20 protein-coding genes are annotated in these 18,941 nt (G+C 63.7%); 14 read left to right on the top strand and 6 right to left on the bottom strand.

All coding sequences use genetic code 11. From position 1 onward, the window contains the following. Positions 1-61: 61 nt before the first annotated feature. From P9875_RS18365 to P9875_RS18320, 10 genes are all read left to right on the top strand, one after another. Complete coding sequence (locus P9875_RS18365) at positions 62-1,111, top strand: LacI family DNA-binding transcriptional regulator (protein WP_278316196.1); 1,050 nt, start codon at positions 62-64, stop codon at positions 1,109-1,111. A gap of 198 nt (positions 1,112-1,309) precedes the next feature. Further along, on the top strand, positions 1,310-2,116 hold the full coding sequence (locus tag P9875_RS18360) for a transporter substrate-binding domain-containing protein (protein ID WP_278316195.1): 807 nt from the start codon (positions 1,310-1,312) through the stop codon (positions 2,114-2,116). Positions 2,117-2,206: 90 nt separating this feature from the next. Continuing rightward, positions 2,207-2,899 carry an amino acid ABC transporter permease gene (locus P9875_RS18355; protein ID WP_176390270.1) on the top strand — a complete coding sequence of 231 codons (693 nt, stop codon included), beginning with the start codon at positions 2,207-2,209 and terminating at the stop codon, positions 2,897-2,899. A 1-nt stretch (position 2,900) separates the two neighbouring features. Next, complete coding sequence (locus tag P9875_RS18350; RefSeq protein ID WP_278316194.1) at positions 2,901-3,551, top strand: amino acid ABC transporter permease; 651 nt, start codon at positions 2,901-2,903, stop codon at positions 3,549-3,551. After that, entirely contained in the window at positions 3,538-4,272 is a 735-nt protein-coding gene (locus tag P9875_RS18345) for an amino acid ABC transporter ATP-binding protein (protein ID WP_099403130.1), read from the top strand. Before P9875_RS18350 ends, P9875_RS18345 begins: the two co-directional genes overlap by 14 nt. After that, positions 4,269-5,015 carry a sugar phosphate isomerase/epimerase family protein gene (locus P9875_RS18340; RefSeq protein ID WP_035819602.1) on the top strand — a complete coding sequence of 249 codons (747 nt, stop codon included), beginning with the start codon at positions 4,269-4,271 and terminating at the stop codon, positions 5,013-5,015. The genes P9875_RS18345 and P9875_RS18340 overlap by 4 nt, the downstream gene beginning before the upstream one ends. After that, complete coding sequence (locus tag P9875_RS18335) at positions 5,012-5,959, top strand: sugar kinase (protein WP_278316193.1); 948 nt, start codon at positions 5,012-5,014, stop codon at positions 5,957-5,959. The genes P9875_RS18340 and P9875_RS18335 overlap by 4 nt, the downstream gene beginning before the upstream one ends. A gap of 20 nt (positions 5,960-5,979) precedes the next feature. After that, entirely contained in the window at positions 5,980-6,939 is a 960-nt protein-coding gene (locus tag P9875_RS18330) for a 2-hydroxyacid dehydrogenase (protein WP_278316192.1), read from the top strand. 35 nt (positions 6,940-6,974) lie between these two features. Further along, positions 6,975-7,997 carry a porin gene (locus tag P9875_RS18325; protein WP_278316191.1) on the top strand — a complete coding sequence of 341 codons (1,023 nt, stop codon included), beginning with the start codon at positions 6,975-6,977 and terminating at the stop codon, positions 7,995-7,997. Between the two features lie 12 nt (positions 7,998-8,009). Then, positions 8,010-9,011 (top strand): Gfo/Idh/MocA family protein, encoded by a 1,002-nt coding sequence (locus P9875_RS18320; RefSeq protein WP_278316190.1) that lies wholly within the window; start codon positions 8,010-8,012, stop codon positions 9,009-9,011. A gap of 70 nt (positions 9,012-9,081) precedes the next feature. On the opposite strand, the gene lysS is transcribed toward P9875_RS18320, so the two are convergent. The 4 genes from lysS to P9875_RS18300 all read right to left on the bottom strand — a co-directional run bounded on the left by lysS (position 9,082) and on the right by P9875_RS18300 (position 12,642). Next, a complete protein-coding gene (lysS, locus tag P9875_RS18315) occupies positions 9,082-10,611 on the bottom strand; it encodes a lysine--tRNA ligase (RefSeq protein ID WP_278316189.1) in 1,530 nt (509 codons plus the stop codon). 18 nt (positions 10,612-10,629) lie between these two features. Beyond that, positions 10,630-11,331 carry an HAD family hydrolase gene (locus P9875_RS18310; protein WP_278316188.1) on the bottom strand — a complete coding sequence of 234 codons (702 nt, stop codon included), beginning with the start codon at positions 11,329-11,331 and terminating at the stop codon, positions 10,630-10,632. A gap of 2 nt (positions 11,332-11,333) precedes the next feature. Next, positions 11,334-12,438 (bottom strand): peptide chain release factor 2 gene (prfB, locus tag P9875_RS18305; protein WP_138829122.1). Its coding sequence is split into 2 segments (ribosomal slippage): positions 11,334-12,356 and positions 12,358-12,438, totalling 1,104 coding nucleotides; the frame shifts between segments, so codons are not numbered across the junction. Next, positions 12,355-12,642: a hypothetical protein gene (locus P9875_RS18300; RefSeq protein ID WP_278318888.1), complete on the bottom strand. Its 288-nt coding sequence runs from the start codon at positions 12,640-12,642 to the stop codon at positions 12,355-12,357. The genes prfB and P9875_RS18300 overlap by 84 nt, the downstream gene beginning before the upstream one ends. Here P9875_RS18300 and P9875_RS18295 point away from each other — a divergent pair. Then, positions 12,641-14,674, top strand: a complete 2,034-nt coding sequence (locus P9875_RS18295) for a bifunctional 2',3'-cyclic-nucleotide 2'-phosphodiesterase/3'-nucleotidase (protein ID WP_278316187.1) — start codon at positions 12,641-12,643, stop codon at positions 14,672-14,674. The two genes, P9875_RS18300 and P9875_RS18295, sit on opposite strands and share 2 nt — an antisense overlap. Further along, complete coding sequence (locus P9875_RS18290) at positions 14,671-15,162, top strand: tetratricopeptide repeat protein (RefSeq protein WP_099403139.1); 492 nt, start codon at positions 14,671-14,673, stop codon at positions 15,160-15,162. The genes P9875_RS18295 and P9875_RS18290 overlap by 4 nt, the downstream gene beginning before the upstream one ends. Before the next feature lie 12 nt (positions 15,163-15,174). Here P9875_RS18290 and P9875_RS18285 read toward each other — a convergent pair whose 3' ends face one another. Both P9875_RS18285 and P9875_RS18280 read right to left on the bottom strand, forming a co-directional pair. Continuing rightward, positions 15,175-15,573 carry a hypothetical protein gene (locus P9875_RS18285; protein ID WP_278316186.1) on the bottom strand — a complete coding sequence of 133 codons (399 nt, stop codon included), beginning with the start codon at positions 15,571-15,573 and terminating at the stop codon, positions 15,175-15,177. Between the two features lie 9 nt (positions 15,574-15,582). Beyond that, positions 15,583-16,458, bottom strand: coding sequence for a hypothetical protein (locus tag P9875_RS18280; protein WP_278316185.1), 876 nt, complete (start codon positions 16,456-16,458; stop codon positions 15,583-15,585). A gap of 344 nt (positions 16,459-16,802) precedes the next feature. On the opposite strand from P9875_RS18280, the gene P9875_RS18275 reads away from it, so the two are divergent. Beyond that, positions 16,803-17,960 carry an ABC transporter substrate-binding protein gene (locus tag P9875_RS18275; RefSeq protein WP_035819582.1) on the top strand — a complete coding sequence of 386 codons (1,158 nt, stop codon included), beginning with the start codon at positions 16,803-16,805 and terminating at the stop codon, positions 17,958-17,960. Between the two features lie 85 nt (positions 17,961-18,045). Then, positions 18,046-18,936 carry a branched-chain amino acid ABC transporter permease gene (locus P9875_RS18270; RefSeq protein WP_035819581.1) on the top strand — a complete coding sequence of 297 codons (891 nt, stop codon included), beginning with the start codon at positions 18,046-18,048 and terminating at the stop codon, positions 18,934-18,936. The last annotated feature ends 5 nt before the right edge of the window (positions 18,937-18,941 follow it).

Raw genomic sequence — 18,941 nt, 5'->3', positions numbered from 1 at the left:
CTATCTTTGGAACCGGTTCCAAAATAAAAATATGCAGATCAACAGGCAGTGGAGATAGACCTTGGATTCAGTACGCGGCAGCAAAAAAACCCTCTCCGGCGAGCCGGCACGGCCCGTGACCATCGCCCAGGTGGCGCGCGAGGCGGGCGTGTCGAAGACGAGCGTGTCGCGCTTTCTCGGCGGTGAGCTCGACGCCCTGTCCGAGAATATCCGCCAGCAGATCACCAGCACCATCGCGCGCCTCGGCTACCAGCCGAACCAGATGGCGCGCGGCCTCAAGCGGGGACGCACGCGCCTGATTGGCATGGTCGTGGCGGACATGCTTAATCCCTACACGGTGGCCGTGCTGCAAGGCGTGGAAGCGGCTTGCCAGCAACATGGCTATACCTTGATTCTGTGTAATACCGGCAATGACGAACAGCGCGAACGCCAGTCGCTGGCCGCGCTGCGCTCGTACAGCGTGGAAGGGCTGATCGTCAACACGCAGGGGCGCAACATCGAGTCGTCCGACTTGCAGCAGGCGGGCATGCCCATCGTGCTGGTCGACCGCCGCATCGAGGGCGCCGATTTCGACCTGGTGGGCCTGGACAATGTGCAGGCGGGCCGCCTGGCTACCGCGCATCTGATCGAGCAGGGTTTCGATGCCATCGCCTTTATCGCGCCGCCATTGACGGGCGTCAGTTCGCGCCTGATGCGCGCCGAGGGTTTCCAGTCCGTGATGGCCGAGCATCCGGCTTGCGTGGGCGAAGTGCTGGCGGTGGACCTGGACGACCGACCCTCCATCGACGCGCAGGTGCGGGAGTGCCTGGCGCAGTGGCGCGGCCGCCGCGTGGCGCTGCTGGCCTCGAACGGCATGGTGGCGCTGGAACTGGCGCTGATGCTGCAGCGCCTGGCATTGCGCATGCCGCAGGACGTGGGCTTGCTGGGTTTTGATGAATTGCCATGGTCGCCGCTGGCGGGCCTGAGCACGATCGAGCAGCAGACCTATGAAATCGGCTTTACTGCGATGACGTGCATGCTGTCGCGCCTGCAGGGCGAGCAATGCCCGCCGCGCGAGGTGCTGTTGCCAGGCAAGCTGATCGTGCGCAACTCCACCCGGGGCGGCGACTGACGGGAAAGAGGGCCTTGCCCTTTTTTTTTGGAAAGGTTATGGAACCGGTTTCATAGATTGTATTCACACTGGAAAGGGGAGTGGATAGTCAAGCGTAGTAAAGGTGGAAAACGGCAAGAGACGAAATAAATCGTCCATTTGACAATATTCCCGGAAGTGCCTCGACGAGGCCGGTACCGGGATCACAGGAGACTGAGCATGAAGATGACGACACTGTTTTACGCGAAATTCGTGGCTTGCGCGCTGGCCGCTACGTGCGCCCTGGGCGCGGCGGCCGACGCCGGCGCCCAGACGCTTGGCGATTTGATCAAGAAGGGCAAGCTGACCATCGGCGTCGTCAGCGGCACGCCGCCGTTTGGCAGCATCGACGCCAAGGGCGCGCCCGTTGGCTATGACGTCGACGTCGCCAACCTGATCGGCAAATACCTGAACCTGCCCGTGGAAGTCGTGCCGCTGACGGCGCCGTCGCGCGTGCCGTCGCTGGAATCGGGCAAGGTCGACTTCCTCGTGGCGACCCTGGCGCCCACGCCGGAACGGGCCAAGACCCTGATGTTTACCATGCCCTACAGCGCCTTTGAACTGGCCATCGTCGCGCCGGTCGGCGGCAAGTTCAAGGCCCTGGCGGACTTGAAGGGCAAGAAAGTGGGCGTGACGCGCGGCACCACGAATGACACGGCGCTGAGCCGCATGGCGCCGGCCGGCACGGCCATCGTGCGTTTCGAGGATGACGCCACCGTCACCCAGGCCTTGCTCAGCAAGCAGGTCGATGCCGTCTCGATTCCCAGCACGATGGCGCTCGACATCATCAAGACGCGCGGCGCCGGCAAGATCGAGGTCCGCTTCTCCTACTCGCTGCAACCGAACTCGATGGCCGTGCGCCGCGGCGACTTCGAGCTGCACCAGTGGCTCAACAACTTCATCTACTACGTCAAGCTGAACGGTGAACTCGACGCCATCGCGCGCAAGTGGAGCGGCGCGCCGCTGCCGGCGCTGCCGACCTTCTGATGCCGCCACCCGCACAGCGATAGTGCTCGTCCGCACGGCGCGCCGTCATGGTGGAGCGGCCGGGGACGTGCACGTAGAAAGGAGTTGAGTATGCCGTATGAATTTCATTTCGAACTCGTCATGCAATCGCTGGACCGCCTGTTGTGGGGCGCGGCGCTGACGATACGCCTGAGCGCCCTGTCCATGGTGCTGGGGCTGGCGGTGGGCGTGTGCGCCGCCGTCATCCTGAAGAACGGTCCCGCCTATGCCCGCGCAGTGGTGCGCGCGTATGTCGAGGTGATCCGCAGCACGCCATTCCTGGTGCAGCTGTTCATCATCTACTTCGGCTTGCCGTCGCTGGGCTTGCAGCTCGACGCCAACGGCGCCGCGCTCGTGGCCATGACGGTCAACCTCGGTGCTTATGCTGCCGAGATCGTGCGCGCCGGCATCGGCGCCGTGCATCCGTCGCAGCTGGAGGCGGCCCAGGCCCTGGGCATGACGCGCTGGCAGGTGATGCGCCACGTGGTGCTGCTGCCGGCGCTGGAAAAAGTGTATCCGGCGCTGGCCAGCCAGTTCACCTTGATGATGCTGGCATCGAGTGTCGTGTCGGCCATTTCCGCCGAGGAGCTGACCGCCGCCGCCCACCTGCTCGACTCGGAAACCTTCCGCAGCTTCGAGATCTACATCGTCGTGATGGTGCTGTACATCGTGCTGGCCCTGCTGTTCCGCTTCAGTTTCTGGGTACTGGGCCAGATCGTTTTCAAACGCCGCCGCCGTCTGGGCGCGGTGCGCATGGGAGCATGACATGATCAGTGACTTTTCCTGGGATAACCTGCAATTCCTGCTCGAGGCCACGCGCTGGACCATCGGCCTGTCGCTGATCGTCTTCATCACGGGCGGCATCGCCGGTTTCGCGGTGGCGCTGCTGCGCACGGCGCGCAGCCCATTCCTGCGTTTCATCAGCGCCCTGTACATCCAGCTGGTCCAGGGCACGCCGGTGCTGATCGTGCTGTTTTTGACCTATTACGGCCTGGCCCTGTTTGGCTACAAGCTGTCGCCGATCATCGCGGCCGGCGCGGCGATGACGATCTTTGCCAGCGCCTACCTGGGCGAGATCTGGCGCGGCTGCATCGAAGGCGTGCAGCGGCAGCAGTGGGAAGCGTCGGCCGCGCTGGCGCTGAACCGCTACCAGCAGCTGCGCTACGTCATCCTGCCGCAGGCGCTGCGCCATTCGCTGCCGCCGACCGTGGGCTTCATGGTGCAGATCATCAAGAACACTTCGATCACCTCGATCATCGGCGTGGTGGAACTGACGCGGGCAGGGCAACTGGTCAGCAATGCGACCTTCCTGCCGTTCATCGTCTTCCCCATCGTCGCCCTGATCTACTTCGCGATGTGCTATCCGCTGTCGCGCTACAGCCATTCACTGGAAAGGAAATTCCATGCCCATCGTTGACATCGACAATATCAGCAAGAGCTTCGGCGCCAATCACGTGCTCAAGGGCGTGTCGTTCGCCGTCGAGCGGGGCCAGGTGATCGCCGTGATTGGCCGCAGCGGCTCGGGAAAAAGCACCATGCTGCGCTGTATCAACGGCCTGGAAACCATCGACAGCGGCAGCATCGTCGTGGCCGGCCACACGCTGACGGCGCGCCAGGAACGCCTGCTCGACTTGCGCAAGGACGTCGGCATGGTCTTCCAGAGCTACAACCTGTTCCCCCACCTGACCGTGGAAGAAAACGTCATGCTGGCGCCGCGCATCGTCAAGAAGGTGCCCGACGCCCAGGGGCGCGCCACGGCGCTGCGCGTGCTCAAGCAGGTGGGCCTGGACCACAAGCGCGAAGCCTATCCCGAGCAGCTGTCGGGCGGCCAGCAGCAGCGCGTGGCCATTGCCCGTTCGCTGGCGATGGAGCCGCAAGTGATGCTGTTCGACGAAGTGACGTCGGCGCTCGATCCGGAACTGACGCAGGAAGTGCTGAAGGTGATGGAAGAGCTGGCGCAGGCGGGCATGACGATGCTCCTGGTGACGCACGAGATGGAGTTCGCGCGGCGCATGGCCGACGTCACCGTCTTCATGCACCAGGGATTGGTGTGGGAGAGCGGGCCGTCGGAAGCCTTCTTCAGCAACCCGCAAACGCCCGAAGCGCGCCAGTTTGTCGGCGCGGGAGCGATCAAGTGAGCCCCGTCCTGGTGGCGGCGTCGGCCTACGGCGCAAGCAGGGTAAGGCAGCTGGGGCAAAGCCATTTCATCGACGTGGTGGCCGATGCGGGCGGCGCCGGCATCGAGATCCGCCGCGAACTGTTCACCTCCGACTTGCCGGACCTGGCGCGCATGGGCGCGGCGGTGGCCGCGCGCGGCCTGTACTGCGTGTATTCCACGCCCATCGAATTGTGGGATGCGGACGGACGGTTGCAACACGAACTGCTGCGGCAGATGCTGGACGAGGCGGCGCGCCTGGGCGCGCGCTACCTGAAGGTGTCGCTGGGCCATTACCCGGCCGCGCCGGACTTGCCGGCCTTGAAGGCCCAGCTGGAGGCAGCATCCGTGGCGCTGCTGGTGGAAAACGACCAGACGGCCCACGGCGGCAAGCTCGCGACGATGGCGCGCTTCCTGGCGGCGGCGCGCGACATCGGGCTGCCCGTGGGGCTGACCTTCGATATCGGCAACTGGCGCTGGGTGGGCGAGGATGCGCAGCAGGCGGCGCGCCTGCTGGCGCCGTACGTGCGCTACGTGCACTGCAAGGCGGTTCTTGACGACGGGGGGCGCTTGTCCGCGTGTGCCGTTTCCGACACCGATCCATCCTGGCGCGCCGTCTTCGCGCACTTTGCGCCGGGCGTGCAGCGGGCCATCGAGTTCCCGCTCGAGGGCGCCGACCTGGTGGCCGAAACGGGCCGCTACATTCAAATTCTGGAGGCCGCATGATGAAGCTTGATGTCGTCACCTACGGCGAGGCGATGGCGATGTTCGTTGCCGAGCAAACGGGAGACCTGGCGGCCGTGGCGCACTTTACGCGCCGCCTGGCCGGCGCCGAGACGAATGTCGCCATCGGCCTGGCGCGCCTGGGCTTGAAAGTCGGCTGGCTGAGCCGGGTCGGCGACGACTCGTTCGGCCGCTTCATCCGCGCCAGCGTGCAGGCCGAAGGTGTCGATTGCAGCCGGGTCGTCGCCGTCGCCAGCCAGTCCAGCGGCTTCCTGCTCAAGGAGAAGGCCGAGAACGGCGCCGATCCGCTGGTCGAATACTTCCGCAAGGGTTCCGCCGCCAGCCGGCTGGCGCCCGAGCACTTCGACCCCGCCTATTTCCTGTCCGCGCGCCATTTGCACGCCACGGGCGTGGCCGCGGCGCTGTCCGCCACCAGCCTGGCGTTCGCCGGCCAGGCGCTCGACTTCATGCGCGCCAACGGCCGCAGCGTGTCGTTCGATCCGAACCTGCGGCCCTCGCTGTGGCCGTCGCAAGCCGTCATGGTCGAGCAGATCAACCGCCTGGCCGCCAAGGCGGACTGGGTGCTGCCCGGCCTGGGGGAAGGAAAAATTCTCACTGGCCACGATCTGCCGCACGACGTCGCCGGCTTTTATTTGCAGCAGGGCGCGCGCCTGGTGGTCGTCAAGCTGGGCGCCGAGGGCGCCTATTACCGCACGGCCGAGGGCGACAGCGGCATGGTGGCGGGCGAGCGCGTGGCCAACGTGGTCGACACGGTGGGCGCCGGCGACGGCTTCGCGGCTGGCCTGGTCAGCGCCTTGCTGGAAGGCTTGCCGCTGGCGCAGGCGGTAGGGCGCGGCAACCGGGTCGGCGCCTTCGCCATCCAGGTGGCCGGCGACATGGAAGGCTTGCCGACCCGCGCCCAGCTCGACGCGCTGGACCCATCTTGAACCGAACAGGAGAAAAACCCGTGAAAAAACATGTGCTTGTCTATAAAAAGCTGGCCGAACCGCTGCTGGCGCGCTTGCGCGCCGAATGCGAGGTGACGTACTTCGAGTCTATCGATGCGGGCAACCGCGCCGCGTTCGCGGCCGCCATCCGCGGCGCGCACGGTTTACTGGGCGCCAGCGTGCGCCTGGACCGCGAACTGCTGGACCCGGCCTTGGGCCTGCACATCATTTCCACCATTTCGGTGGGCGTCGACCAGTTCGACGTCGATTACCTGCGCGAACGGGGTATCTTGCTGGCCAATACGCCGGACGTGCTGACGGAAACGACGGCCGACACGATCTTCGCGCTGATCCTCGCCAGCGCGCGGCGCGTCGTCGAACTGGCCGAATTCGTCAAGGCCGGACGGTGGACGCGCAGTGTGGGTGAAAGCCAGTACGGCGTCAACGTGCACGGCAAGACCATCGGCATGCTGGGCATGGGCCGCATCGGCCGCGCCGTCGCCCGCCGTGCCGCGCTGGGTTTCGGCATGCAGGTGCTGTACGTGAACGGCGAGGCGGTGCCCGAGGTGGAGGCGGCGCTGGGCGCGCGCCAGGTGGCGCTCGACGATTTGCTGGCCGGCTCCGATTTCGTCTGCGTCGTGCTGCCGCTGACGGCGCAGACGGAACGCATGATGGGCCGGCGCGAATTCGCGCTGATGCGCCCCGGCGCCATCTTCATCAACGGCTCGCGCGGGCGCATCGTCGACGAGGCGGCGCTGATCGAGGCGCTGCAGCAGGGCACCATTCACGGCGCCGGTCTCGACGTGTTCGAGCGCGAACCGCTGGCGCCGGACAATCCGCTGCCGCACATGGCCAACGTGGTGGCGTTGCCGCACATCGGCTCGGCCACGCACGAAACGCGCTACGCCATGGCGCAGCAGGCCGTGGACAACCTGCTGGCCGGTTTGCGCGGCGAGCGTCCGCGCCACCTGGTCGGCTAAGAACAGTATCCATAAAAAGACAGACAGGGAAAGAAATGAAGAACAAGGTAGCAAGGGCAATCATCATCGGCGCGGGCGCTTGCGGCGGCCTGTGTTGCGCGCAGTCGAACGTGACCATGTATGGCATCGCGGACCTGGGCGTGGTATCCGAGAACGGTGGCCCAGGGGGCAGGGTGCTCAAGGTGACGAGCGGCATCGCCAACGGCTCGCGGCTCGGTTTCAAGGGCAGCGACGACCTGGGCGGCGGCATGACGGCGATCTTTACGATGGATGCGGGCATCCTGGCCGACACGGGCGCTTCGGCCCAGGGTGGCCTGCTGTTCGGACGTCAGGCCTTCGTCGGCCTCGCCGGCGCGGCGGGCACCTTGCGTCTGGGGCGCCAGTACACCTTCATCGACAGCAGCCTGGGGGCGCTGGATCCGTTTTACCTGGGTTTTGCGGGCAGGATGAGCAATGTCTTCACGGCCGGCTACATCAGCCGGGTCGACAACAGCATTACCTACAGTTCGCCCGTGCGCGGGGGACTCTCCGGCGAGCTGGCGTACGGCTTCGGCGAAGTGCCGGGCGACGCGTCGGCCAAACGCTACGCGGGCGCGGCGGCCACCTATGCCACCGGGCCGCTGTACGTGCGCATGGCGCACCAGGACGCGAACACGCTGTCCTCCGCGCTGGTGGCGGGCAGGGCGCGCAACACGGTGCTGGGCGCCACCTGGGACTTCGGCGTGGTCAAGGCGCATGGCGCCGTCGCCGTCAGCAAGAGCACGGCGGGCGCCGCCACCACGGTCGACAGCGCGGACCTGATGCTGGGCGCCACCGTGCCTGTCTGGCCGCACAGAGTCCTGTTCTCGTACGTGCGGCGCGACGACCGGCGCGCCGCCAACGGCGACGCTTCCCAGATCGGCATCGGCTACACCTACGCGCTGTCGAAGCGCAGCACCTTATATGCGGCCTACGCGCACATCGACAACCGCAATGGCGCCGCCTATGTGGTGGGCAACGCCACCGACAACGGCACCGGCAACCAGGCCTGGAACCTGGGCCTGCGCCACACTTTTTAAGGGGAGAATCGAATGAAGAAAATCGGATGGATACTGGTCGGCGCCAGCACCGTGGCGCGCGAATGGATGGTCGACGCAATCGGCCAGCAGGGCGACGCCGAAGTGCTGGCCGTGGTCAGCCGGGACGCCGCGCGCGGCGCCGCCTTTGCCGAACAATTCGGCATCGCCGCCAGCTACACGGACCTCGACGCGGCGCTCGCGCATCCGGGCGCGGACGCCGTGTACATCAGCACCACCAACGAGTTGCACATGGCGCAGACCTTGCAGGCGGCGCGCGCCGGCAAACACGTGCTGTGCGAAAAGCCGCTGGCGCTGAACCTGGACGACGCCCGCCGCATGGTCGACGGCTGTGCCGAAGCGGGCGTGGTGCTGGGGATTAACCACCACCTGCGCAACGCGGCCAGCCACGGCAAGGTGCGCGAGCTGATACGCGCCGGCGATATCGGCCAGCCCCTGTATGGCCGCGTGCTGCACGCGAATAACCTGCCGCAGCATCTGCGCGGCTGGCGCCTGGACGCGCCGGAGTCGGGTGGCGTCACGCTCGACATGTTCGTGCACGACGTCGACACCTTGCGCTTCCTGCTCGACTCGGAGCCGCGCCACGTCACGGCCTGCGCCACCAGCGGCGGCATGACGGTGGCCGGGCTGGAAGAGGGTCTGATGGCCGTCATCGAGTTCGACAACGGCACGCTGGTGCAGGTGCATGACGCGTTCAACGCGCCGCATTCGCTGTCCGGCGTGGAAATCATCGGCACGAAGGGCACCATCTTCGCCACCGGCGTGATGACGCAGCGCCCCGTCGGCACCATCAGCCTGACGCGCGAGGCCGGCAGCATCGACATCCCCGTCGAGCATGAAAACCTGTACGTGCGCTCGGTGCGCGCCTTCCAGCGCGCCATGCGCGGCGAAGGGCAGCCGGCCGCCACCGGCGACGACGGCATGCGCGCGCTGGCCACGGCATTGGCGGCGCAGCAGGCCAGCCGCAGCCACCAGCGCGTGACCCTGGCCGGCTGATACGGCCGCAGATGTAAAAAAGCCGCCTGATCGCAAAATCAGGCGGCTTTTTATCGGCTTGCGTCCGTGATTAGTCTTCGCGGCGGAGGTGAGGGAACAGCAGGACGTCGCGGATGTTCGGCGAATCCGTGATGATCATCATCAGGCGGTCGATGCCGATGCCGCAGCCGCCGGCTGGCGGCATGCCGTATTCCAGCGCGCGGATGTAGTCGGCGTCGTAGAACATCGCCTCTTCATCGCCGGCGTCCTTGGCGGCCACTTGCGCCAGGAAGCGGGCCGACTGGTCTTCCGCATCGTTCAACTCGGAGAAGCCGTTGGCGATTTCGCGGCCCACCATGAACAATTCAAAACGTTCGGTGATGCCGGCCACCGTGTCGGAAGCGCGCGCCAGTGGCGACACTTCGACCGGGTAGTCGATGATGTAGGTCGGTTCCCACAGCTGCGCTTCAGCCGTTTCTTCGAACAGCGCCAGTTGCAGCGCGCCCAGGCCGGCCGTGGCGAACGGCTTGACGCCGAACTTCTTCAGCTCTTCCTTGATGAATTCCGCATCGTTCAACTGCTCCGGCGTGTAGCCCGGCGCGTACTTGTTGATCGCTTCGACGATGGTCAGGCGGTGGAACGGTTTTGCCAGGTCCAGCTCGCGGCCGCCGTAGGTCAGGGTGGCGGTGCCGTGCGCGTCGATGGCGGCCTGGCGGATGACGGCTTCCGTGAAATCCATCAGCCATTTGTAGTCGGTGTAGGCCGCGTAGAATTCCATCATCGTGAATTCCGGGTTGTGGCGGATCGACACGCCTTCGTTGCGGAAGTTGCGGTTGATCTCGAACACGCGGTCGAAGCCGCCCACGACCAGGCGCTTCAGGTACAGCTCGGGCGCGATACGCAGATACATTTCCATGTCGAGCGCATTGTGGTGCGTGACGAATGGCTTGGCCGCCGCGCCGCCAGGAATCGTGTGCAGCATCGGCGTTTCCACTTCCATGAACTCGTTCTTTTCCATGAAGCGGCGGATCGACGAGATGGCGGCGGTGCGGGCTTTGAAGGTGCGGCGCGTCTCTTCGTTCATGATCAGGTCGACGTAGCGCTGGCGGTACTTCGTTTCCTGGTCGGCCAGGCCGTGGAATTTGTCTGGCAGCGGGCGCAGCGACTTGGTGATCAAACGCAGTTCCGACACCTTGATGGTCAGTTCGTCCGTCTTGGTCTTGAACAGGGTGCCCGTCACGCCCAGGATATCGCCCAGGTCATAGTGGTGCAGGGCGGCCATGGCCGCTTCGCCGGTCAGGTCCAGGGTGGCGTAGATCTGGATGCGGCCATCGGCTTTCGGGCCGGAAGCGTCTTGCAGGGTGGCGAAAGCGGCTTTCTTGCCGGCTTCGCGCTTGAGCATCATGCGGCCGGCCAGCACCACGGTGACAGGTTCGGCTTCCAGCTCTTCGCGCGTCTTGCTGCCGTATTGCGCGTGCAGATCGGCCGCCTTGTGCTCGGGGCGGAAATCGTTCGGGAAGGCGATGCCTTGTTCGCGCAGTGCTGCCAGCTTGACGCGGCGCTCGGCGATGATCTTGTTTTCATCGGGTGCGGCGGCTTGTTCTTGGATATCCGTAGTCATGGTGTTCTTCGTTGGTGATTATTGATGATGTGGCGCCAGCGCAGGCGCCACGCTGGCAAACAGTGCGTCGACGTCGAGTGCGGAGAAATCCGGCACGATGGCAATGACGTTGTCGAAGGCGGCAAACGCTTCGGCAGGCAGGGTGGTGGTGAGTACCACGACGCGCATGCCGGCACGGCGCGCCGCTTCCACGCCCAGGGGCGCGTCTTCAAAGACGATGCAGTTGTGCGGCAGCGCGCCGGCCAGCAGCGCGCCTTTCAGGAAAACGTCCGGGTGCGGCTTGCCCCGTTCCACGTCGGCGGCGCCGACTATGGCGTCGAAGCGGTGGCGCAGGTCCAGGCCATCGAGCGTGAACGCGATGTTCTCGGCCGGCGCAGCCGTCCCCACCACCAGCCCGACGCCAGCCTGGCGCGCGCTGGCGATCAGCTGGTCGAAGCCAAGCACTGTCGCCAGGTGCGGGCCATACAGTTCGCGGTAGACGACTTCCTTTTCAGCCAGCAGGGTGACGTGGTCGGCATCCTCGCCCAGGTACTTGGCGATGATTTCGTGTCCTTGCCGTCCTGCCGTGTCGCGGAAAAAGGCGTCCGCGTCCAGCGCATGGCCGTGGCGCTCAAAGAACGCCAGCCACGATGTCGTGTGGAAGGCCATGTTGTCGACGATCGTGCCATCCATGTCGAACAGGAAGGCGCGCTTTGCCAATGCCGGAGCGGATGCGTTCATCCTTATACGCCTTGCTTGAGCGAGGCGGAAATGAACTCGTCGATGTCGCCATCGAGCACGCCCTTGGTATTGCCCGTCTCGAAACCGGTGCGCAAGTCCTTGATGCGGGACTGGTCCAGCACGTAGGAGCGGATCTGGTGACCCCAGCCCACGTCCGTTTTCGAGTCTTCCAGCTTTTGCTGTTCGCTCATGCGCTTGCGCAGTTCATGCTCGTACAGTTTCGCTTTCAGCATTTCCATCGCTTCGGCGCGGTTGCGGTGCTGCGAACGGTCGTTCTGGCACTGCACCACGATGCCGGTCGGCGCATGGGTCATGCGGACGGCGGAGTCGGTCTTGTTGATGTGCTGACCGCCGGCGCCCGACGCGCGGTAGGTGTCGACGCGGATATCGGCCGGGTTGACGTCGATCTCGATCGAATCGTCGACTTCCGGATACACGAACAGCGACGTAAACGAAGTGTGGCGGCCGTTGGCCGAGTCGAACGGCGACTTGCGCACCAGGCGGTGCACGCCCGTTTCCGTACGCAGGAAGCCGTAGGCGTGATCGCCCTCGACCTTCAGGGTGGCCGTCTTGATGCCGGCTACCTCGCCGTCGGACTGCTCGAGGATTTCGACCTTGAAGCCCTTGCGTTCGCAATAGCGCAGGTACTGGCGCAGCAGCATCGAAGCCCAGTCCTGGGCTTCCGTGCCGCCGGCGCCGGCCTGGATGTCGATGAAGCAGTTGTTCGGGTCCATCGGATTGTTGAACATCCGGCGGAATTCCATGCTTTCGATGACCTTGCGGATTTCCTGCACGTCCTGCTCGATCGCTTCGAGCGTATCGTCGTCGCCTTCTTCGCGGGCCATGTCGAACAGGTCGCGGGTGTCGCGCAGGTCGGCATCGGCCTTGGCCAGGGTGAAGACGATGGCTTCCAGCGCCTTCTTCTCCTTACCGAGGTCCTGGGCGCGCTTGGGATCGTTCCAGACGGTGGGATCTTCCAGCTCTTCGTTGACTTGCTCTAGTTTCTCCGACTTGACAGTGAAGTCAAAGATACCTCCGAAGTTCGGCTTCGCGGACCGTCAGGTCGTTCAGCAGGGCGGAGATGATATTGATGCGTTCGGCTTCCATAATGTTCTGGTCTTCTATGGTGAAATCAAACCCTGAATTATACGCGAGCGCGGCGCGTTTCTGATGCCGGCGGCGCCGAAACGATGCCGCACGGGGCAATAAAATCGTCATTTCGCTGTATTTGCGACAATATTTTTGCCTTGAAGATGGCTGGCGTGCTGCGTATGATGCTGGCGATATTGTCTTTCCACAGGAATACATCATGCTTCAATCTCCCCGTCTTGCCCTGTTACCGCTGCTGCTGGCCGGCTGCGGCGCCTTGCCTCCCGCCGCCACCGGACCGGTCCACCCGCTGGCCTCCGCGCAGGCAGGTAGCAGCGCCACCCTGGCCCTGCTCGAGACGACGGACTTGCACGCGAATGTGCTCAGTTATGATTACTACAAGTTGCAGGCGGAACCGTCGATCGGCCTGGAACGCACGGCGACCCTGATCGCCCAGGCGCGCGCGCAGTATCCGAACAACCTGTTGCTCGACAACGGCGACACCATCCAGGGCACGGCCCTGGCCGACTACCAGGCATTGGTAAAACCGCTGGCCTGCGACCAGACCCTGGCCATCTACAAGGCGATGAATTTGCTGAAAGTCGACGGCGGCGGCATCGGCAACCATGAATTCAACTACGGCCTGGCGTTTTTGAGCCAGGTAACGGGCAACCAGTTTGACGTCGACAGCGTCGATGCCGGCAAACCGCGCTGCGCCGGCCCCGCGTTCCCGCAAGTGCTGGCCAACGTCTACAGCGTCAAGACGGGAAAACCCCTGTTCGCGCCATACCACATCATAGCCAAGCAGATCACGGCCACCGGCCCCGATGGCAAGGCAATCACCTCCACCGTGAAGGTCGGCATCATCAGCTTCGCGCCGCCGACCATCATGGCGTGGGACAAGCGCTGGCTGGAAGGCCGCGTCTACACGCAGGGCGTGCGCGAGACGGCGGAAAAATTCATCCCCGAGATGCGCGCCAAGGGCGCCGAACTGGTGGTGGCGATCTCGCACGGCGGCCTCGATGACAGTCCGTACTCGCCAAGCATGGAAAACGGCAATTACTACCTGTCGCAAGTACCGGGCGTGGACGCCATGCTGATCGGCCACTCGCACCAATTGTTCCCGAACGCGACCAGCACGGTGCCGCAATTTAATTTGCCCGGCGTCGACAAGGCCAAGGGATTGGTCAATGGCGTGCCCACCGTGATGGCCAATTTGTGGGGCAAGCACCTGGGCGTGATCGGCCTGCGCCTGCGCCACGACGGCAAGCAGTGGGTCGTCGACAAGAGCGCCACGACGGTGGAAGCGCGCGGCATCCAGAATGCGGACAAGAGTTACGTCCAGCCCGATCCTGCCATCGCCAAGCTGGTGGCCGAGGAACACGCGGCGACGATTGCCTACGTGCAGACGCCGGTCGGCGCCACGGACTTCCGCATGTCGACATACTTCGCCGATGTGGGCGATGTCAGCGCCATCGAAGTGGTGAACCAGGCGCAAGCGGGCTACCTGGCCGCCTACGTGAAGGCAAACCTGTCGCAGTTTGCGCACTTGCCCGTGCTGTCGATGTCGTCGCCGTTCAAGAGCGGTTCGGCCGGCGTGTCCGACTACACGGACGTCAAGGCGGGCAATGTGGCGCTCAATAACGCGGCCGATCTGTATTTGTATCCGAACGCGCTGTACGGCGTGAAGATGAATGGCGCGGACTTGAAAGCCTGGCTGGAACAGTCGGCGCAGCGCTTCAACACCATCGACCCGAACAAGGCAGAAGCGCAGGAACTGGTCAACACGGCCCACCCGAGCTACAACTTCGACGCGATCACGAGCGCCGACGTGCGCTACCAGATCGACGTCACGCAAAAGCCCGGCCAGCGCATCAAGGGCCTGACGTACAAGGGCAAGCCGGTAGACGCCAGCCAGGAATTTTTGATCGCGACGAATAACTACCGCGCCAGCGGCGGCGGCAACTTCCCCGGCCTCGACGGCAGCAAGACGGTGGTGGCTTCGCCCGACAACAACCGCGAACTCCTGATCGCCTACGTGACCAAGGAAAAGAACCTGACGCGCGCGAAAAACGGCTCGGCGCGCAGCTGGCGCTTTGCCAGGGTGGCCACGAAAGGCCCCGTGGTCTTCCATTCGGCGCCGAACGTGATCGACCTGGCGCAAGCGGCCGGCATCGACAACGTCACGCAGCTGAAGCTTGACGATGGTGCGGGCAAGGGTTTTGCGCTGTACCAGCTCGACCTGTCGAAATGATGCTGGCAAACTTGCTGCTGGCCGCCGCGCTGGCTTCGCCCGTGGCAGCGGCGGCGCCCGAAGTCACGGCCCGGGCCAAGGCCTTGATGCGTGCGGGAGAAGCGTCCCAGCCGCAGGCGCGCGCCCTGTTCGAACAGGCGGCTGGGCAGGGCAGCGGTCCGGCTGCGTATTACCTGGGCTTGATGTTCAAGAATGGCATGGGCGGGCCGCAGGATGGCGCCGCCGCCCTGCGCTGGCTGGAACTGGCAGCGCAACGGGGCGTGGCGCCGGCCATGTTCATCGTGGCGAACATGCTGCTGGAGAGCGACGAAGCCAGGGCGCGTTACTGGCTTGACGCTGCCTGCGACCTCGAATACCCGGAAGCGCTGCAGCAGAAATCCGTGGCCCTGGCCGAAGGGCAGATGGGCTATGCGCACAACGAGGAGCAGTCCTTCCTGTACCTGAAGATGGCCACGCACGCGATGGGACACCGGGCTGAAGAGCCGTAATTGTGCGCCAGGTCAGGTCCGCAGGCTGTTCGCCGCCTCGGCAATGGCCAGCGGGTTGCGCGACAGCAGGGCGGCTGCCAGATCCAGCAGGCCTGCCGCTGCCTTGATGGCCGCGTGCGTGTGCTCGATGTCTGCCACGGTTTTCCTGCCTTGCTCGATGGCCGTGTTCACATTGGCCAATGCCTGCTGCGCGCCCTTGTTGATCAGGTAGATGCCATGGGCGCGGAAAAAGGACACCATCTGGTCCAGGTGGCTTTCATATTGCTTGAGATCCTGCAGCACGGCTGATGGCGTTGCCGGCGTACGGTCGGTCAGCGCGATGCGCAGCTCCAGTACCTGGTTCGAGGCCTGTGCCAGCTTGTCGGCGATTTCCGTGGTTTGTTTTTCATCGAGTGCGATAGCGTTTCCCATGTCCGACTCCTACCAGGGGGATGGTGAATAATTGGCGGCCTGCTTTTGCAGGGTATCGACTTGCTTGGCAAAGATGTCCAGTTGGCGCTCCAATGCCGGGTCTTTCATGGACTTGGCGCGCAAGGTGCTCAGACTGTTCTGCAATCCGGTCATGGCGGCAATATAGGCGTCGATGACCTTGCCACGCTCTTGCAGTTGCCGCCCGTCCAGGTAGAGCTTGGCTTTCAGGTAGTTGCTGGCAACGGGTTCCCTGGCAGCGGCATTGTCGAGCGAGCGGTTCAGCGACGCCAGCGTCAGGTTCTCGTCGTGCAAATTTGCCTCGTAGTTTTGCTGCGCATATTTTTTCAGCGCATTGCTGATGATATAAATATCTTCTTCGCGCGCCAGCAGTTCGTTGATGCCCGACTGCTGTCTGTGCTGCGTCACGATTTGGCTGATCAGCGCGCTCAGGCGCGTGACTTTGTCCAGCTGGTCGGCGTCGAGCACCGGCGTCATGCCGCTGGACTGCTGCAAGGCGTCCAGCGAACCGCCAAGGGCGCCGATCTCTTCCTTGTAGTTTGCCAGCTTGTCGTTGGCCAGCGCGGCAAGGACTTCCGCGTAGCGTTTCAATACATTGTTCAGTTCGGCTGTGCCGGCCAATTGCGTCGCGTAGGCCTGGCAGCGCCGGAGCAGATCCTGTTCCGTTTCCTGCGCAAGGTAAGGGCGGTCGGTGATGATGCTGTTGCGCCGTACATTATTGGTGCAACTGCTCATGGAGTGCGTCAGTATGGGTTTGAATACTTCCGTTACCGCCACCGTCTGTCCCGCGAACTTGTCGACCGGCGTGAAGTTCTTGCAGGCGCTAGTCATGCCGCCGATCAGCAGGCAGGCGCAGATGGTTGTCATGGGCTGGCGCATAGGTTCTCCAGGTTAAGGATGGGATTGCCGCCATGGCCGGTTGACCCTGGTTCAATGACCATATCACCATTGCATCACCATACTTTGACGCAGATCAGACACATGCACTGTGTGGCAAAGTGCAGCAGCTGTGTCAATTTGCGACATATTTTCCTTACAAAAGACTGACATCGGGCCAGCAATTGTGTCTTTTCTGCATGTTGCGACGCGTCATATGTAGTTGTTGCTGGTGCATGTTTACTCACCTACAATGATTTATCGATGGGGCGGTTATCCAGCGTACGACTATAAAAATAAGTGGCATTAAAAACGTTGTATCAGAGGAGATGACAATGAATTTGAAACAGAAATTGCTTGTGGCAAGTTTGGTTTTGGGTTTCTCGCAGGCGGCAGTCGCAGCCGACCCCATCAAGATCGGCGTGTCCGGTCCGTTCACGGGCGGTTCCGCGCCGATGGGCGTGTCGATGCGCGACGGCGTCAAGCTGGCCGTGGCGGAAATCAATGCCAAGGGTGGCGTGCTGGGCCGTTCCCTGCTGCTGATCGAGCGCGACGACGAAGCGAAGAACGAACGCGGCGTGCAGATCGCCCAGGAGCTCATCAACAAGGAAAAGGTCGCCGCCACCGTCGGCTACATCAACACGGGCGTGGCCCTGGCTTCGCAGCGCTTCTACCAGGAAGCGAAAATTCCCGTCATGAACAATGTGGCGACGGGTTCCATCGTCACCAAGCAATTCGCCGACCAGCCGGAGAACTACGTCTTCCGCAATGCGGCCAATGACACCATCCAGTCCGGCATGATCGTGCATGAAGCGATCGAGAACCGCAAATTCAAGAAAGTGGCGATCCTGGCCGACTCCACCAACTATGGCCAGCTGGGCCGTGAAGACCTGGAAAAGGCGCTCGACAAGAAGGGCATCAAGCCCGTCGTCGTGGAAAAATACAACATCAAGGACGTCGACATGACGGCCCAGCTGCTGAAAGCCAAGCAGGCGGGGGCGGAAGTCGTGCTGACCTACGGCATCGGCCCGGAACTGGCGCAGATCGCCAACGGCATGGAAAAACTGGGCTGGAAAGTGCCGCTGATCGGCAGCTGGACCCTGGCCATGGGTAACTTCATCGACAACGCGGGCAAGAACGGCAATGGCACGCGCATGCCGCAAACCTTCATCCAGGATGCCAGCACGCCGAAGCGCAAGGCCTTCATCGACGCCTACGTGGCCGCCTACAAACCATCGGGTGGACGCATGCCATCGGCCGTCTCGGCCGCGCAAGGCTACGATTCCATCTACCTGCTGGCCGCGGCCATCACGCAGGCAGGCGGCACGGATGGCCCGAAAGTGCGCGCCGCGCTGGAAAACCTGAACGAGAAGGTGGAAGGCGCTGTCACCACGTATAACAAGCCCTTCAGCAAAACCAACCATGAGGCGATCACGGCCGACCTGACGGTCTTCGGTGAGGTCAAGGACGGCAAAGTCGTCCTCGCGAAATAAGCCTGGCAGACAGTCGCCGCGCAGTGGCCAGCCTTGAGGAATCAGGACTGGCCATTTTTTCATCGTTCGTCTTCCGGGGAATACCATGGAAATCTTCCTGCAGCTCGTCTTCAGCGGCGTCGCGCTGGGCATGATCTATGCCGTCATCGCTTTCGGCTACCAGCTGACCTTTGCCACTTCCGGCACCCTCAATTTCGGCCAGGGCGAATCCCTGATGCTGGGCGCGCTCGTGGGCCTTTCCCTGGTGGGCACCATTCACGGCGGCCCGTACATGAGCTATCTGCTGATGATCCCCATCGTCATCGTCTTCGGCGCCCTGCAGGGCGTGTTCGTCGAATGGATAGGCGTGCGGCCCGCCATCAAGATCAAGTCCGAATTCGGCTGGATCATGTCGACCATCGCGCTGGCCATCATTTTCAAGAACGTCGCGGAAAATATCTGGGGCAAGGACGACCTGATGTTCCCGTCGCCGCTGTCGGCCGCGCCGTTCCAAGTGTTTGGCGCCAATGTGCAGCAGATGCAGGTGGCCGTCATCGTCGGTGCGCTGGCCATCATGCTGGCCGTTGAAGTGTTCAACCGCAAATCGATCTACGGCAAGGCCGTCGTGGCGACAGCCAACGACCGCGACGCGGCCGGTCTGATGGGCATCAACACGGGCATGGTCATCACGTTCTCCTACGCGCTGTCGTCGGCCACGGCCGCCTTTGCGGGCGTGCTGGTGGCGCCGCTGACCTTGACGGGAGCCACCATGGGCGCGTCGCTGGGCTTGAAAGCCTTTGCGGTGGCCATCATCGGCGGCCTGACGTCGGGCGTGGGCGCCATCGTCGGCGGGCTGATACTCGGCATCGCGGAAACGACCACCGGCTATTACATCTCCACCGGCTACAAGGAAGTGCCTGGCCTGCTGCTGTTGCTGCTGGTGCTGGCCATCAAGCCGTCCGGCCTGTTCGGCAAAGCCGCGATCAAGAAAGTCTGAGGACG

It is taken from the genome of Janthinobacterium rivuli, from assembly GCF_029690045.1.
In the GTDB taxonomy this organism is placed as follows: Bacteria; Pseudomonadota; Gammaproteobacteria; order Burkholderiales; family Burkholderiaceae_D; genus Janthinobacterium; species Janthinobacterium rivuli.
This window is presented reverse-complemented; position numbering and strand designations above follow the sequence as displayed.

Bases quoted from the DNA above. Each gene is read 5' to 3' on its own strand.
- P9875_RS18310 (WP_278316188.1), bottom strand. From the start codon at position 11,331: ATGAACGCATCCGCTCCGGCATTGGCAAAGCGCGCCTTCCTGTTCGAC.
- P9875_RS18300 (WP_278318888.1), bottom strand. From the start codon at position 12,642: ATGATGTATTCCTGTGGAAAGACAATATCGCCAGCATCATACGCAGCA.
- P9875_RS18345 (WP_099403130.1), top strand. From the start codon at position 3,538: ATGCCCATCGTTGACATCGACAATATCAGCAAGAGCTTCGGCGCCAAT.
- P9875_RS18360 (WP_278316195.1), top strand. From the start codon at position 1,310: ATGAAGATGACGACACTGTTTTACGCGAAATTCGTGGCTTGCGCGCTG.
- P9875_RS18325 (WP_278316191.1), top strand. From the start codon at position 6,975: ATGAAGAACAAGGTAGCAAGGGCAATCATCATCGGCGCGGGCGCTTGC.
- P9875_RS18275 (WP_035819582.1), top strand. From the start codon at position 16,803: ATGAATTTGAAACAGAAATTGCTTGTGGCAAGTTTGGTTTTGGGTTTC.
- P9875_RS18335 (WP_278316193.1), top strand. From the start codon at position 5,012: ATGATGAAGCTTGATGTCGTCACCTACGGCGAGGCGATGGCGATGTTC.
- P9875_RS18320 (WP_278316190.1), top strand. From the start codon at position 8,010: ATGAAGAAAATCGGATGGATACTGGTCGGCGCCAGCACCGTGGCGCGC.
- P9875_RS18290 (WP_099403139.1), top strand. From the start codon at position 14,671: ATGATGCTGGCAAACTTGCTGCTGGCCGCCGCGCTGGCTTCGCCCGTG.
- P9875_RS18285 (WP_278316186.1), bottom strand. From the start codon at position 15,573: ATGGGAAACGCTATCGCACTCGATGAAAAACAAACCACGGAAATCGCC.
- P9875_RS18350 (WP_278316194.1), top strand. From the start codon at position 2,901: ATGATCAGTGACTTTTCCTGGGATAACCTGCAATTCCTGCTCGAGGCC.
- lysS (WP_278316189.1), bottom strand. From the start codon at position 10,611: ATGACTACGGATATCCAAGAACAAGCCGCCGCACCCGATGAAAACAAG.
- P9875_RS18295 (WP_278316187.1), top strand. From the start codon at position 12,641: ATGCTTCAATCTCCCCGTCTTGCCCTGTTACCGCTGCTGCTGGCCGGC.
- P9875_RS18280 (WP_278316185.1), bottom strand. From the start codon at position 16,458: ATGACAACCATCTGCGCCTGCCTGCTGATCGGCGGCATGACTAGCGCC.
- P9875_RS18355 (WP_176390270.1), top strand. From the start codon at position 2,207: ATGCCGTATGAATTTCATTTCGAACTCGTCATGCAATCGCTGGACCGC.
- P9875_RS18270 (WP_035819581.1), top strand. From the start codon at position 18,046: ATGGAAATCTTCCTGCAGCTCGTCTTCAGCGGCGTCGCGCTGGGCATG.